The organism is Planococcus sp. APC 3906, from assembly GCF_030407685.1.
GTDB lineage: Bacteria > Bacillota > Bacilli > Bacillales_A > Planococcaceae > Planococcus > Planococcus koreensis.
The window spans coordinates 131245-145091 of the sequence record NZ_JASDCW010000005.1 but is presented as its reverse complement, the minus strand read 5'-3'; the positions used below and the strand labels follow the sequence as shown (position 1 = coordinate 145091).

11 protein-coding genes are annotated in these 13847 nt (G+C 46.7%); 8 read left to right on the top strand and 3 right to left on the bottom strand.

Annotated features, from left to right (window positions below; all coding sequences use genetic code 11):
- Positions 1 to 150: 150 nt before the first annotated feature.
- Together QMA09_RS05035 and QMA09_RS05030 are read right to left on the bottom strand one after the other, a co-directional pair.
- Positions 151 to 1761, bottom strand: a complete 1611-nt coding sequence (locus QMA09_RS05035; RefSeq protein WP_290212274.1) for a glycoside hydrolase family 43 protein — start codon at positions 1759 to 1761, stop codon at positions 151 to 153.
- 231 nt (positions 1762 to 1992) lie between these two features.
- Positions 1993 to 3198 (bottom strand): ROK family protein, encoded by a 1206-nt coding sequence (locus QMA09_RS05030; protein WP_483313543.1) that lies wholly within the window; start codon positions 3196 to 3198, stop codon positions 1993 to 1995.
- A gap of 254 nt (positions 3199 to 3452) precedes the next feature.
- Here QMA09_RS05030 and QMA09_RS05025 point away from each other — a divergent pair, with 254 nt between their 5' ends.
- The 3 genes from QMA09_RS05025 to QMA09_RS05015 all read left to right on the top strand — a co-directional run bounded on the left by QMA09_RS05025 (position 3453) and on the right by QMA09_RS05015 (position 6568).
- The gene (locus QMA09_RS05025) at positions 3453 to 4748 is read left to right on the top strand and encodes an extracellular solute-binding protein (RefSeq protein ID WP_290212272.1); all 1296 of its coding nucleotides are present in this window, start codon (positions 3453 to 3455) and stop codon (positions 4746 to 4748) included.
- A 104-nt stretch (positions 4749 to 4852) separates the two neighbouring features.
- Positions 4853 to 5731 (top strand): carbohydrate ABC transporter permease, encoded by an 879-nt coding sequence (locus tag QMA09_RS05020; protein WP_290212271.1) that lies wholly within the window; start codon positions 4853 to 4855, stop codon positions 5729 to 5731.
- Positions 5732 to 5746: 15 nt separating this feature from the next.
- Positions 5747 to 6568, top strand: a complete 822-nt coding sequence (locus QMA09_RS05015; RefSeq protein ID WP_290212270.1) for a carbohydrate ABC transporter permease — start codon at positions 5747 to 5749, stop codon at positions 6566 to 6568.
- 58 nt (positions 6569 to 6626) lie between these two features.
- On the opposite strand, the gene QMA09_RS05010 is transcribed toward QMA09_RS05015, so the two are convergent.
- Entirely contained in the window at positions 6627 to 7256 is a 630-nt protein-coding gene (locus QMA09_RS05010; protein WP_290212269.1) for a YesL family protein, read from the bottom strand.
- 264 nt (positions 7257 to 7520) lie between these two features.
- Here QMA09_RS05010 and xylA point away from each other — a divergent pair, with 264 nt between their 5' ends.
- From xylA to QMA09_RS04985, 5 genes are all read left to right on the top strand, one after another.
- The gene (xylA, locus tag QMA09_RS05005; RefSeq protein WP_290212268.1) at positions 7521 to 8858 is read left to right on the top strand and encodes a xylose isomerase; all 1338 of its coding nucleotides are present in this window, start codon (positions 7521 to 7523) and stop codon (positions 8856 to 8858) included.
- 35 nt (positions 8859 to 8893) lie between these two features.
- Positions 8894 to 10393 (top strand): xylulokinase, encoded by a 1500-nt coding sequence (xylB, locus tag QMA09_RS05000; protein WP_290212267.1) that lies wholly within the window; start codon positions 8894 to 8896, stop codon positions 10391 to 10393.
- A 155-nt stretch (positions 10394 to 10548) separates the two neighbouring features.
- A complete protein-coding gene (locus QMA09_RS04995; protein WP_290212266.1) occupies positions 10549 to 11556 on the top strand; it encodes a Gfo/Idh/MocA family protein in 1008 nt (335 codons plus the stop codon).
- Between the two features lie 5 nt (positions 11557 to 11561).
- On the top strand, positions 11562 to 12623 hold the full coding sequence (locus QMA09_RS04990) for an aldose epimerase family protein (RefSeq protein ID WP_290212265.1): 1062 nt from the start codon (positions 11562 to 11564) through the stop codon (positions 12621 to 12623).
- A 183-nt stretch (positions 12624 to 12806) separates the two neighbouring features.
- Positions 12807 to 13814: an LLM class flavin-dependent oxidoreductase gene (locus tag QMA09_RS04985; protein ID WP_290212264.1), complete on the top strand. Its 1008-nt coding sequence runs from the start codon at positions 12807 to 12809 to the stop codon at positions 13812 to 13814.
- Positions 13815 to 13847: the final 33 nt, after the last annotated feature.

Here is a 13847-nt window from a genome sequence, read left to right as displayed (position 1 = left end):
TTGGAAAGTATTTTCGATTTGTGGGGAAGTATTCAGTGTCCGACGGCAAGTATTTGCAGCGCAACAGACAGTATATTCAATGCATAAGGAAGTATATTCGAATAAATGGAAAAAGAGCCGCTCATGATTCTGAGCGGCTCTTTTTTGTATTTATTCGTTCGATTTATAAATAAAATAATCAAAATCGGCTGGCAGATTTTGACCGGAAGTATCTTGGCATTGCATGCCAACGAATGCGCCGGTGAAGAAACCGCCGCCTTGGATATAGTCATCAGATAATTTATGCGAACCCAACGTGACAGGGATTTGGCTCCAGCTTTCACCATCAAAAGAATAGGAATAATGATAAGTGTCTGCTTGGACATCCACTTTCAAATAAACGGAGCCGACTTCTTCCGGAATGGAAATTTCCTTGCCTTGGAGCGGCTGATCGAATGTGAAATTGTCGCAGGACATGATGTCGAGAACACGGCCTTTTTCTTCATTCCACGTAATTTGAAGCGCTGTCCAGTTCTCCGTATTGTAATAGTTGACCAAGCCTGCCGCCTGCTGGAACGTGTCCGGGTTGAAGGCGACTTTCGTTTCGGCTGTAAAGTGGAAATGCTGCCAGCGTCTCGCAACGAATGCCTGTGTGAATTTTGACGTAAGCGACTCCTTGCCGCGAATCCGGAGATGGCCAGGATTTTCTTTCAAAGAAACGATCTGCTCGCCAAGCGGAATGCGCAAAGTCTGAAAATGAGCATTCAAGAAATCAGCTTCAAAATCATCTTTCTCCGGGAAATCCGGTTCCCATCGGACTTCTTCGATTGCCGGCCCTTCAATTTGGAGCGAAGGCTCATTGCCGCCGACGACATACGGCCAGCTGTCTTTCCATTCAAGCCGTTGGATAGCTGTTTCGCGTCCAAGCGGACAGAAACCGCGCGGGTCGAGCAAAGCCTGCCCGGTTCTTGGCAGGGGCCGGCCTGTTAAATGCACAAGGAACCATTCATCGGTATGCGTATGGACAATCGATGCATGCCCCGATTTTTGCAGCGGATTTCTAGGCGAGAAAAACGAAGTGATCAGCGGGTTTTCAGGATGCACTTCGTATGGTCCGCGCAACTCTTTGGAGCGCGCAATCGTTGCCTGGTGATCGTATTTCGTTCCGCCTTCAGCAGTCAATAAATAATAATAATCATCAATTTTGTAAAGATGGGGAGCTTCTGTCAACATAACGTCCGTGCCTTTGAAAATGATTTCCGCTTTGCCGACCAGTTTTTGCTGCTCGACGCTGTATTCCTGCAGTGAAATGCCATAGAAATTGTGATGCCCCATGCGGTGGTCCCAATTCATATTTACAAGATATTTCTTGCCGGATTCATCATGGAAAAGAGAAGGGTCGAAGCCGGAGCTGTTCAAGTAAATCGGTTCAGACCATTCGCCGTCGATCGCATTGCAGGTGACCAAATAATTATGGCAATCTTTCCACTGTCCTTCGGTTACTTTGACATCCGTGAAAATCAGCCAGAACTGGCCGTCGCTGTGGGAAAGGGCTGGAGCCCAGACGCCGCCTGAATTGGGATTGCCCATCATGTTCAATTGGCTGAGCCGATTTAAGGGGCGGGAAATCAAACGCCAGTTTTTGAGATCTTTGGAATGGTATATGCCGACGCCTGGAAACCATTCGAAAGTGGAAACGGCGATGTAATAATCTTCTCCAACCCGGCAAATACTCGGGTCCGGATTAAATCCTGGTAAAATCGGATTTTGAATTGTTGTCAATTTTCGTCACCCTTTATGAAGTATTTTGGAAGCCCGCCCATTCTGATATGTAAGTGCTTACACCGAACGGCGGAAAAGCACCCGAAAAAAACTAATAAACGATTGCACGCTTCTTTTCGGGGGGCATCAAAGAAAAGAAAGGAATCGAAAATTAGTTGTTTTTCAAGTTATATCCGATCATACACTACTTAGTCTAATGAGTAAACTAAGTAATCTGAACAGTTTTTATTTTTAATAACGCATGGTCATTTTTGGCTGCATGCAGACGCTTAAGAAGTTTTCGATTGAAAAAGCAGCAACACCGAGTGCCGTAGAAAGAGTCGTGAGCTCTGAGAAATTGATCTGCAGGTCATTCTGCTGAAACCATAGCGCCTGATTCGCTATCCGCTTGTTCATGGCTTGTTCAAGCCAGTCTTTGGCTGTTGCCATGCGGTTGCCGATGATCACTTGCTGCGGATTGAATGTATTGATGATGTTGTTGATGCCGACTCCTAGGTAATCGCCGGTTTGTTCGAACAGCTCAATGACTTGTTTGTTTCCTTGTTCAGCGAGTGCCAGCAAATCAGACAAGTCGAAATCATGCTGCCCAGGGCACATGCCGAGTTTTTCAGCTCTGTCGATCAATGCTTGCTCAGAAGCGTAAAGTTCCCAGCATCCCTGATTGCCGCAGCGGCATTTCGGTCCGTCGACTTGGATGGTCATATGGCCCATTTCACCTGAAAATCCATGGGCGCCTTTATACAAAACACCATTTAAGATCAAGCCGACACCAATGCCGATTCCGGCAGAAACGTAAATGATGTTTTCACAATCCTTGCCGGCGCCAAATTTCTTCTCGCCATAGGCTCCTGCATTCGCTTCGTTTTCAATAATGACCGGCAAGCTGTATTTCTTCTCAAGAACTTTTTTCAAGTTGATGTTTTTCCAATTCAAATTGGGCGCAAGCAGAATTTCGCCGCTAGTATCGACAATTCCCGGTACGCCGACACCGATGCCGACGATTCCGTGAGGGCTTTCAGGTGCAGAAGCCATCAGTTCATCAATGGTTTCGAACAGTTTTCCTTCAATCGCTTCATAAGAAGTTTTTTTATACCGTGCTTCTTTTTGCATGACGACATTTCCTTCGAGGTCTGATAAGATGCCCAGCAAATAATTGACGCCTAAATCGATGCCGATCGTATAGCCCGCAGTCCCATTGAATAGGAGCATGACTGGACGCCTGCCGCCGCTGGATTCTCCTGGACCGGATTCATAGATTAAATGATCTTCCAGCAAATCGTTGACCAGGGAAGAGACCGTCCCTTTGTTCAGCCCGATTTGGCTTGCAACCGCTGCCCTTGAAATAGGGTAGTGGTTCTTGATTTTGTCCAATACCAAAGATTTATTGCCTTCTTTAACTACATGATGATTCCACGTTTGGTTGACGCCTATCTTCATTCGACTCATCTCTTTCCGTTATTTTCTTTTGATCCTGGCAAAAACGTTCATGATGCGCTTTCTTCATCTATGTCCGGATGATGGGGATGATTAATTTTAATCTATCAAACAAGCTCCTATAAAGACAGTATAACCTAAAAAGAAAACTTTGTTTATCCACTAGACTAACAAGCTACCCTTTGCTATAATGAAAACGCATACAACAATAATCTGAAAATTGTTGTAACAACAGATATGAGATGGGGGAGAAAAAAATGAAGTTCAAGAAACCGCTTACAATCGCTTTATCCGCAGTCGTTTCAACAATGTTATTGGCAGGATGCTCATCAGATTCAAAGGAATCAGCAAATGCAAGTGGAGACACTGAAATAAAGTTTATGCATTTATGGCCTGAGGGAAGTTCGAAAAAGCATTATGACGTCGTGAACGACATCATCGCTGATTACGAAAAAGAAAACGAAGGCGTAAGTGTAGATTTGGAAGTATTGAGCAATGAGCAATATAAGGATAAGCTTCGTGTTCTCTCCACCTCGAAAGAATTGCCGGATGTCGGGCTTACATGGTCGGCTGGTTTCCTTGAGCCATACGTCGGCGGAAAAATGTTTGCACCACTTGATGATGTAATCGAATCCGATTTGAAAGATGCATTTGTTCCAGGAACTGCTGAAGCATATGCGCTGGATGGCAAAACGTACGGCCTTCCATTAGAACTGAACATTGTAACGCTTTATTATAACGATCAAATGTTTAACGAATATGGCCTTGAAGCTCCAAAGACATATGAAGAATTATTGAATGTAGTAAAAGAATTCCGTGCAGAAGGCGTACAGCCGATCGCGTTAGGAAACAGAGATTCTTGGACAGGATCAATGTGGTATATGTACCTGGCGGACCGCATTGGCGGAGCGGAAGTGCTCAACAAGGCAATCGATCGTTCTGGCAGCTTTGAAGACCCGGCGCTTGTGAAAGCAGCTGAAGAAGTGCAGACGCTTGTAGACGCAGGAGCATTTGTCGATGGGTTTAACGGACTTGCCGATGAAGAAGCGAAGTCGATGTTCATGACCGGCCAAGCACCGATGTACTTGATCGCGACTTGGGATCTTCCAAACTTCACGACAAATGAAGACGTGCCGCAGGAATTCAGAGATTCGGTTCAATACTTGAAATTCCCAACGGTTGACGGTGCTGGAGACATGGACAGCTATGTCGGCGGACCGGGAGTTGGTTTGTTCGTAGCGGAAGACTCTGAAGTGAAAGAAGAAGCAAAAGATTTCGCTGCTTACTTTGTAAAAGAATGGGGCGAAAAAGCGGTTACGGAAGCTGGCGTAATCCCAGCGACAAAAGTGGATGCAGCGGCTTTGGAGCTTCCGCAAATGTATACGGATATTTTGAACGAACTGAATAACGCAAGCAACATCACATTATTTGCGGATGTTCAAATGAGTCCGGGTGTAGCACAAACGCATTTGGATTCTATCCAAGCACTCTTCGGAAATGAAATGACTCCGGAAGATTTCACAAAAGCCCATGAAGATGCCCTTTCAAAATAACAGGCAGTAATTGCGGTTCTGCAAAATTATATGAAGGAAGAAGGGGACAGATCCTGAATGTTGGATTGTCCTCTTCTCCTTTCTAAGATATGGAGTTGAATGTGATGAACAAAGTCATGTCCAATAAGCTATTTATAGCTTTTTATATGGCACCGGCTCTGTTATTGGTCACTGTATTGATCTTTATACCTCTCGGCTTGTCGGGATATTATGGATTGATGGAGTGGGATGGCATTGGCGCGAAGACATTTATCGGACTGGACAACTACATTGCCGGACTCCAGGACAAGCTGTTCTGGAACAGTGCGCTGCACTCTTTTTTGCTGGCGCTTTTCTCTGCACTCAGTTTGGCGATTTATCTGGTTGTTTCTTTTATCTTGGCTTCCAAGATAAAAGGAGCGGATATGCTGCGCAAAATCTACTTGATTCCGATGCTTTTGTCATCAGTGGCAATCGCGCAGCTTTGGGTCAAAGTCTATAACCCGACGAACGGAATTTTAAATGCATTTCTGGTCAAAATCGGAGTAGAAAACCCGCCGGCTTGGCTGGCCGATCCATCGCTCGTGCTGTTTGCGATTTTCGTGCCGATTTTGTGGCAATACGCTGGTTTCTACATATTGATTTACTACGCAGCTTTGAAAAACATCCCCGAATCGCTTATTGAAGCAGCGCGGATTGATGGGGCAACACCGTTCCAAATTGCAACGCGGATCAAATTGCCGCTCATCAAAGAAGTGGTCAGCGTTACAATCGTCTTGGCGATTGTCGGCTCTTTGAAATACTTTGACTTGATTTATGTAATGACTGCCGGCGGGCCGAACGGGGCCAGTGAAGTAATGGCATCTTATATGTATAAACTGGCATTCTCGAGCTATAACTTTGGCTACGGCAGCGCCATCGGTTTCTTGCTACTGATCATCACCTTGATCGTGACGTTCATTATCCGCAAAGCAACGGAAACGAAAGAAAGAATCGAATATTAAGAGGAGGGCAATATAATGAAGCGCATTGGTTACTTTCTTCTCTATCTGTCCCTGATTGTCGTAGCGCTATTCCAAATCCTGCCCCTCATTTGGCTGTTCGTCTTTTCCTTGAAGAGCAACCAAGAGATTTTCGCCGGCTCGCCATTTGCGCTACCGACAGAATTGAGATGGGAAAACTACCTGAAAGTTTGGGACGGCGGCATCAGTGTTTATTTTTTCAATAGTGTATGGATCACAGCGGTGTCCATCGTTTTGACGGTGCTGTTCGCCAGTATGGCGACTTTTGCCATTACCCGCATGAGGTGGAAGTTGAGCAAATTCGTGCTTGGCATGATCATGATCGGCTTGATGATTCCGATCCACTCGGCATTGATCCCGCTTTATAGCATGTTCCTAAGCGTCAACCTGATTGATAATCCACTGGCCATTGTATTGACGTATACGGCATACAACCTGCCCATAACAATGATGATTCTGCTCGGGTTCTACTATACATTGCCGCATGAAGTCGAAGAGGCTGCCGTGATTGACGGCTGTTCAGTGAACCGCATGTTCTTTCAGGTGATTTTGCCGATGACGACGCCGATTATGGCGACAACGATTGTCATCAACATGATTTACAATTGGAACGAGTTTGTCTTCGTCAATACGTTTATCAGTTCTGAAAAGTATAAGACCTTGACTGTCGGCATCCAAAACTTCATCGGCCAATACATGACCGATTGGGGCGCAATCGGCGCTACATTGATCATCAGCGTTTTGCCAATCATCATTGCGTTCATCTTTTTCAGCAATAAAGTCGTGGAAGGGATTTCTTCCAGTGCAGTAAAAGGCTGAACATGCAAAAAAAGCTTCACCCGATCAGGAAATCGATTCCTGTCGGGTGAAGCTTTTTTCAATGGCTGGAAGCTGCCATGTTTTTCTGCTGGGCTTTGTCAAAAGCCTTCATCGTGATCCACATTGTGACAAAGGCATAGACACTGCCACCGAAGATGAACGCGAGTGCCGGGGCAAGCTGCATGATGAAAACGAGCGGCACCAAGCACAACAAAATGAACAGGCTGCTGACGGGATTGACAAGCGTAAGCAAAAACGCATGCTTGATCACTTTTCCTGCTGAAACGTCGTAATGCGCGAAGGTGGGGAAGAGGTGGAACAAAAACAGCAGGAACAACAGCATAAAAGCAAATAGCGGAATGTTTGTCCAAGCTAATCCAGTGCTGCCGTTAGCCTGGATAAAGAGGATATCGATGGCGATCAAGGCAATGATGCTGCCAACAAACAAGCCAATCACATTGCTTTTCCAAAAATCTTTCCGGTAATAATCCCAATAAGTTTTCAGCACTGGCATATCCGTGTTGCCTCTTAGCCATTGCCTGATGACGGCAAACATGGCAGTCAGTGCCGGAAAAAAACCAAGGATTACGCCGCCAAGTAATGAAAACACGAGTAATAATAAATTCAAATAAGCAAAGCGCGTGATCCATTCTGTCACGCTATATATTAAACCTCTTGTAGAGTCCATAGGAAACCGCCTTTGTTTGTGTTGTGTTGCTTTATTATACAACGAATATTTTGGCCATCGCTTAAGGCAAATGATAGTTCAATGCAAATGGGCTGTATATAAAATGATTATTTTAAATAATACGATTCATTTCAATAAACTTAGTTCAATCAATAGACAAACTAATTGTATATTGTTATAATCAAAAATGAAAGCCTTTACATTTATTTCACGATTATTTTCGGTTTACCAGTACATAAATATAGATCATTGGAGGCAAAAACTATGGCATATTTCCAGAATATCAACAAAATCGAATTCGAAGGTGCATCATCCACGAATCCCTATGCATTTAAATTCTACAACCCGAACGAAAAAGTCGGCGACAAAACCATGGAAGAAATCCTGCGCTATGCGGTTTCCTACTGGCATACATTCACAATGGATGGATCAGATCCATTCGGAGCTGGGACAATGGACCGTTCTTGGGACAAGTTCTCCGGCATGGATTTGGCGAAAGCGCGAGTTGAAGCTTCTTTCGAATTCTACAATAAACTGGATGTTCCATTTTTCTGCTTCCATGATGCGGATGTTGCTCCAGAAGGCAGCAACTTAAGAGAGTCCAACCAGAATTTGGACGTGATTGTCGGCATGATCAAAGATTACATGAAAGACAGCAAAGCGAAGCTGCTTTGGAATACAGCGAACAACTTTACACATCCGCGCTTTATCCATGGCGCAGCAACTTCAAGCAATGCCGATGTATATGCTTACTCTGCGGCAAAAGTGAAAAAAGGCTTGGAAATCGGCAAAGAGCTTGGTGCTGAAAACTATGTTTTCTGGGGCGGGCGTGAAGGCTATGATACGCTTTTGAATACCAACATGAAATTGGAATTGGATAATTTGGGACGCTTTTATCACATGGCAGTGGATTACGCTAAAGAAATCGGTTTTGATGGCCAATTCCTGATTGAGCCAAAACCGAAAGAACCAACAACTCACCAATACGATTACGATGTGGCAACAGGACATGCATTCTTGCAGAGCTATGGCTTGCAGGATCATTTCAAATTCAATATTGAAGCGAATCACGCGACGCTTGCCGGCCATACATTCGAGCACGAGCTTCATTATGCGCGCATCAACAATATGCTGGGTTCAGTGGATGCCAACCAAGGCAATCCGCTTCTCGGATGGGACACGGATGAGTTCCCGACAGATTTGTGGACGACGACTCTTGCCATGTACGAAATTCTTCAGAATGGCGGCCTTGGCCGCGGCGGTTTGAACTTTGATGCGAAAGTTCGCCGTGGCTCATTCGAGCAGGAAGATTTATTCCACGCACATATCGCAGGCATGGATGCCTTCGCGGTAGGCCTGCAAGTTGCACAGAACTTGATCGATGACAAAGTACTGGAAAATGTAATTGCTGACCGTTACAGCACATACACAGAAGGCATCGGGCTTGATATTGTTTCCGGCAGCACCGATTTCCATAAACTCGAAGCCCATGCGCTTGGATTGGCCGATATTAAACAACGTTCCGGACACCAAGAGCAAATCAAATCGACAATCAACCAGTATTTACTGCAGGCTTTCGCGAAAACAGCAAGCTTCAAATAAGCATTAAGTTTGAAAAAGGTAGGAGAGCGGTCGCCATGAAATACGTAATCGGGGTAGATTTAGGAACAAGTGCAGTAAAGATTTTGCTGGTTGGCCAGCTAGGCGAAGTTGTCCGCAGCGTTTCAAAGCCTTTTGCGCTAATTCAAGAGAAATCAGGCTATAGCGAGCAAAATCCGGCAGACTGGGTGAACCAGACAACAGCCGGTTTGCTTGAGCTCTTAAACGGGTGGGGAGGCAATGCGGAAGACATCGAAGGCATCAGTTTCTCAGGGCAGATGCATGGGTTAGTCCTGCTGGATGGAAACAATGAAGTGCTGCGCCCAGCCATTTTATGGAACGATACGCGGACAACCGCGCAATGCCAGCATATTTATGATGTGATCGGTGAAGAGCGGCTGCTGGAGATTACGAAAAACCCGGCACTCGAAGGGTTCACGCTGCCCAAATTGCTATGGGTCAAACAATTCGAGCCTGAAATTTTCAATCAAGCGAAGTCATTTGTGCTGCCGAAAGATTATTTGCGCTTTAAGATGACTGGCCAGCTGCAGATGGAATTTTCCGATGCAGCCGGTACGCTTCTTATGGATATCGGAAAAAAAGAGTGGAGTTTGGAAATATGCGATTTGCTGGGAATCACGCCATCATTATGTCCGCCACTTGTTTATTCGCACGAAGAGGTCGGCACGATTGCAGCTGAATACGCGGAAGTTTCTGGACTGAGTGCCGCCACCCGCGTTTTTGCCGGTGGGGCTGATAATGCTTGCGGCGCAATCGGTTCGGGGATACTGGAAGACGGCAAAACTTTGTGCAGCATCGGAACTTCCGGCGTAGTGTTGTCATATGAAGCAGACGGCAGCAAAGACTTTGGCAGCAAGGTCCATTATTTCAATCATGCAGCACCGGATGCGTTCTACACAATGGGTGTGACGCTTGCCGCAGGGCATAGCTTGACGTGGTTCAAAGACGTTTTCGCGGAAAGCGAATCGTTTGAGGATTTATTGGCAGATGTCAGTTCGGTGCCTCCCGGAGCGAACGGCTTGCTGTTCACCCCGTATTTGGCCGGCGAGCGGACACCTCATGCAGATGCCGCAATCCGCGCAAGTTTTATCGGCATGGACAGCTCACACCGTCGAAAAGATTTCGTCCGGGCCGTGCTTGAAGGAATCACCTTTTCATTAAATGAATCCATTGATATTTTTCGCCGAAACGGCAAACGGATTGACGCCATCGTATCGATTGGCGGCGGGGCACGAAATGAAGAATGGCTACAAATGCAGGCGGATATTTTCGATGCGAAAATCATCCGGCTTGAAAGTGAAGAAGGCCCAGGCATGGGGGCAGCAATGCTCGCCGCTTATGGATGTGAGTGGTTCGATTCATTGAAAGATTGCGCAGATCAGTTTTTGAAAGAGGATCGCCGATTCCAGCCGATTCCGGCAAATGTAGAAACATATAAAAAGATATTCGCTATTTATCAAGAGGTATACGGAAAAACAAAAGAGCTGAATACGAAACTTTTGGCGTTCCGCAAGTAGCCCGAAAAAACAAGAGCCTCAGCTAACCAGTTGAGGCTCTTGTTTGCAGCCAAAGCCATTTTCTCGATAATGAAAAATGGGCGAAGGTTTAAAAACGAAGAAAAGCTGGAACTTTGATATATTAAAAAAACGATGAACAGAAGAGAGGAATGGCAATGAAGAAAGTGCGTTGGGGCATTATCAGTACAGCGAATATTGCACAGAGCCAGCTCATACCGGCTATTTTCCGCGCCGAAAATGCAGAGGTGTCGGCAATTGCCAGCCGCAGCAATAAAGTCCATGCCATTGCATCGCGGTTGAATATACCGAAAGCATACGAAAGTTATGAAGAGATAGTGGCTGATCCAGCGATTGACGCGGTTTATATCCCGCTCCCTAACCATCTGCATAAGGAATGGGTGCTCAAAGCGGCAGCGGCAGGAAAGCATATCCTTTGCGAGAAACCGGCTGCATTGACTGCAGCGGATGCCGAGGGAATGATAGCGACATGCCAGTCTGCAGGAGTGAAGTTCATGGAAGGCTTCATGTACCAGCTACATCCCCAACATGCACGGGTCAAAGAAATCATGGCTTCCGGAGAAATCGGCGATGTAAAATTGATCCGTTCGAGCCATTCGTTTTACCTGGAAAATCGCGTGAAGGATATCCGGATGGATAAAAGTATGGGCGGGGGCGCTTTATACGACCTTGGCTGCTATTGCATTCAGGCAGTGAGGCACCTGTCGGAAGCAGAACCGGTGGAAGTGCATGCAGTTTCCGAAATCGATGCGGCTGCTGGGGTCGATATGTCGGCAAGTGTCAATTTGAAACTCGACAATGGCATAGCTGCAATTTTTGACTGCAGCTTTGATATGGCCAGCCGGAACGAATACGAAGTGATCGGAACTAAAGGTACCATTAAAGTGCCGTATGCTTTCCGCCCGGATATCAATGCGGGAGTGGGGGTCATCGTTGTAGAAACGGCAGGCAGTTCGCGGAAAGAAGAAATTCATGGGGACCTTTACCGGCTGGAAGTTGAACATTTCTCTTCGGCGGTTTTAAGCGGTTCACCGCTTGCAATCACAGCGGATTCAACCATTCGCAATATGCGGGTTCTCGATGCTTGCTTTGAAGCGAGTAAAACCACAAAGGCGATTTCAATGGATTTTAAAGGGAAGGGTTGAAGCCGATGAAAGTGGAACAGCGATTATTCGGCCAGTTGGAAGGGCGCCCTGTGACTTTATTCACCATTGAAAATGCCAATGGCTTTCGGGTGTCATGCATAAACTGGGGCTGTATCATCACAGGTATTATGGCCCTGGACCGTCACGGCAAATTGGAAAATGTAGTGCTGGGTTTCGAGACGTTGGAGGAATACGGCAGCAATCCGCATTTTCTTGGAGCGGTTGCAGGGCGTTTTGCCGGCAGGATCAAAGGCGGAGCTTTTTCGCTTGAAGGAAAGCATTATCAGCTTGCGGCAAATGCTGGCGGCCATCATTTACATGGAGGAAATAAAGGATTCAGCCATGTATTATGGGATTCAAATGTAATTCAGAAAGAGGATGGAGCGAGTATTGAATTCACTTACTTAAGTCCAGACGGTGAAGAAGGTTATCCAGGAAACCTTAAACTGTCCGTTACATATTCGGTCCGCGATGACACGGATGAACTTGCCATTTCTTATTCAGCTATTTCTGACCAAACGACTTTAGTGAATCTCACGAATCACAGTTATTTCAATTTAAGCGGCAATTTGAAGCGCGATATATTGAAGCATCGATTAACACTCGATAGTTGCGAGTTTCTTGAGTTAGATAAAGAGCTGATTCCGACAGGTGAGCTGTTGCCAGTGGCAAACTCAGTGTTTGATTTTCGAAATGGCCGAAAAATCTATGATGGTACAGTATCAGGCCATCCCCAAAATCTTTATGCAGGATGCGGATACGATCATCCGTTTATCTTGGGTAATAACCAAAGGGGAAGAATCAAGCTGGAAGACGAAGAAAGCGGCCGGAAATTGAGAGTCGAAACGACTGAGCCAACGGTGGTTCTTTATACAGGAAATAGTTTGAAAGGCTCTTATTCATTCAACGGCTCCAAAGCATGCAATTATTTAGGCTTATGCTTAGAAACACAAGGCTTGCCCGATTCGGTTCACCAGCCGCATTTTCCTTCCGCTATTTTGGAGAAAGGCGAGCGTTACACAAGCGAGACGAGATATACGTTCGGCATCATGGATCTTCCTTTATAAGTGCGGAAAGCGCCGGCTCCTGCCTTTAGGAGTCGGCGCTTTTGTGTGTTTATTCGTCCATTTGAAAGAAATCTATTTGAATAAAGAACAACCGGCTCACTTTTTGCCGACAAGCTGGCGTTGGGAACTGCATTTCCGATTATGATAAACTTATGCCATCAGGAAATGTCAGGAGTGGGATTTGTGTTTGCTTTGAATATACTCGACTACTCGCCGATCGACGAGGGAGCGGCCGCGCGCGATGCGCTGCTGCAGACAATTGAACTGGCCAAGCTCGCAGACCGGCTCGGCTACCGGCGCTTTTGGGTGGCGGAGCATCACAAGGTGCTGTCGGTCGCCGGCAGTTCACCGGAAATGCTGATGATGCAATTGGCGGCTTCGACGGAGCGGATCCGCATCGGGTCGGGAGGCGTCATGCTGCCGCATTACAGTTCCTATAAAGTGGCGGAGAATTTCCGCATGCTCGAAGCGCTGCATCCGGACCGCATCGACCTGGGCATCGGCCGTTCGCGCAGCTACAAAGACGTCAACCAGGCGCTCAATGAAAGCAAAGGCATCAAAGTATCTTACGAACAACAGATCCAGGATCTGCAGAAATACTTCACCGATGACACGGAAAGAACGCACCGATTCCGCCAGCTCGTGGCGACGCCGATCACCGAAACAGCGCCGGAGATGTGGCTGCTCGGCACCGGCCACGGCAGTGCCGCCATTGCGGCAAAGAACGGCCTCGCTTATGCGTTCGCCCATTTTGCGCGGCCCGCTGCTGACGGTGCGGAAGCCGTTGCGGCATACCGGGAAAAGTTCCGCCCGTCGGATTTATTGGCAGAACCGCATGTCGCCATCGCTGTTTTCGCTGTCGTCGCCGATACTACAGAAGAAGCGGAAAGGCTGGCGCAAGCGCTCGATTTGTGGCTGCTGTTTGTTGAATCCGAGACGCCGCCTCCGTATTACCCGTCCATCGACACTGCGGAACGCCGCGGCTTCAGCCGAAGCGAGCGCGAAAAAGTGGAGAAAAACCGGGAACGCATGATCATCGGCGATGCCGAAACCGTGAAGGCGGAAATCGTCCGGCTCGCGGACGTGTACGGCGCCGATGAAGTAACCGTCATCCCGAATGTATCAGGCGCAGCCAACCGCATGAAGATGCTGAGTCTGCTCGCGGAGGCGTTTTCTTTATCAGTGGAATAAAGCCTCTCATCATCTGAAACCTTTTTGGATTAT

Excerpts from the sequence above, each read along its gene's own strand:
- QMA09_RS05020 (WP_290212271.1), top strand. The coding sequence starts at position 4,853 with ATGAACAAAGTCATGTCCAATAAGCTATTTATAGCTTTTTATATGGCA.
- QMA09_RS05010 (WP_290212269.1), bottom strand. The coding sequence starts at position 7,256 with ATGGACTCTACAAGAGGTTTAATATATAGCGTGACAGAATGGATCACG.
- QMA09_RS05025 (WP_290212272.1), top strand. The coding sequence starts at position 3,453 with ATGAAGTTCAAGAAACCGCTTACAATCGCTTTATCCGCAGTCGTTTCA.
- QMA09_RS05030 (WP_483313543.1), bottom strand. The coding sequence starts at position 3,198 with ATGAAGATAGGCGTCAACCAAACGTGGAATCATCATGTAGTTAAAGAA.
- xylB (WP_290212267.1), top strand. The coding sequence starts at position 8,894 with ATGAAATACGTAATCGGGGTAGATTTAGGAACAAGTGCAGTAAAGATT.
- QMA09_RS04995 (WP_290212266.1), top strand. The coding sequence starts at position 10,549 with ATGAAGAAAGTGCGTTGGGGCATTATCAGTACAGCGAATATTGCACAG.
- xylA (WP_290212268.1), top strand. The coding sequence starts at position 7,521 with ATGGCATATTTCCAGAATATCAACAAAATCGAATTCGAAGGTGCATCA.
- QMA09_RS04990 (WP_290212265.1), top strand. The coding sequence starts at position 11,562 with ATGAAAGTGGAACAGCGATTATTCGGCCAGTTGGAAGGGCGCCCTGTG.
- QMA09_RS05015 (WP_290212270.1), top strand. The coding sequence starts at position 5,747 with ATGAAGCGCATTGGTTACTTTCTTCTCTATCTGTCCCTGATTGTCGTA.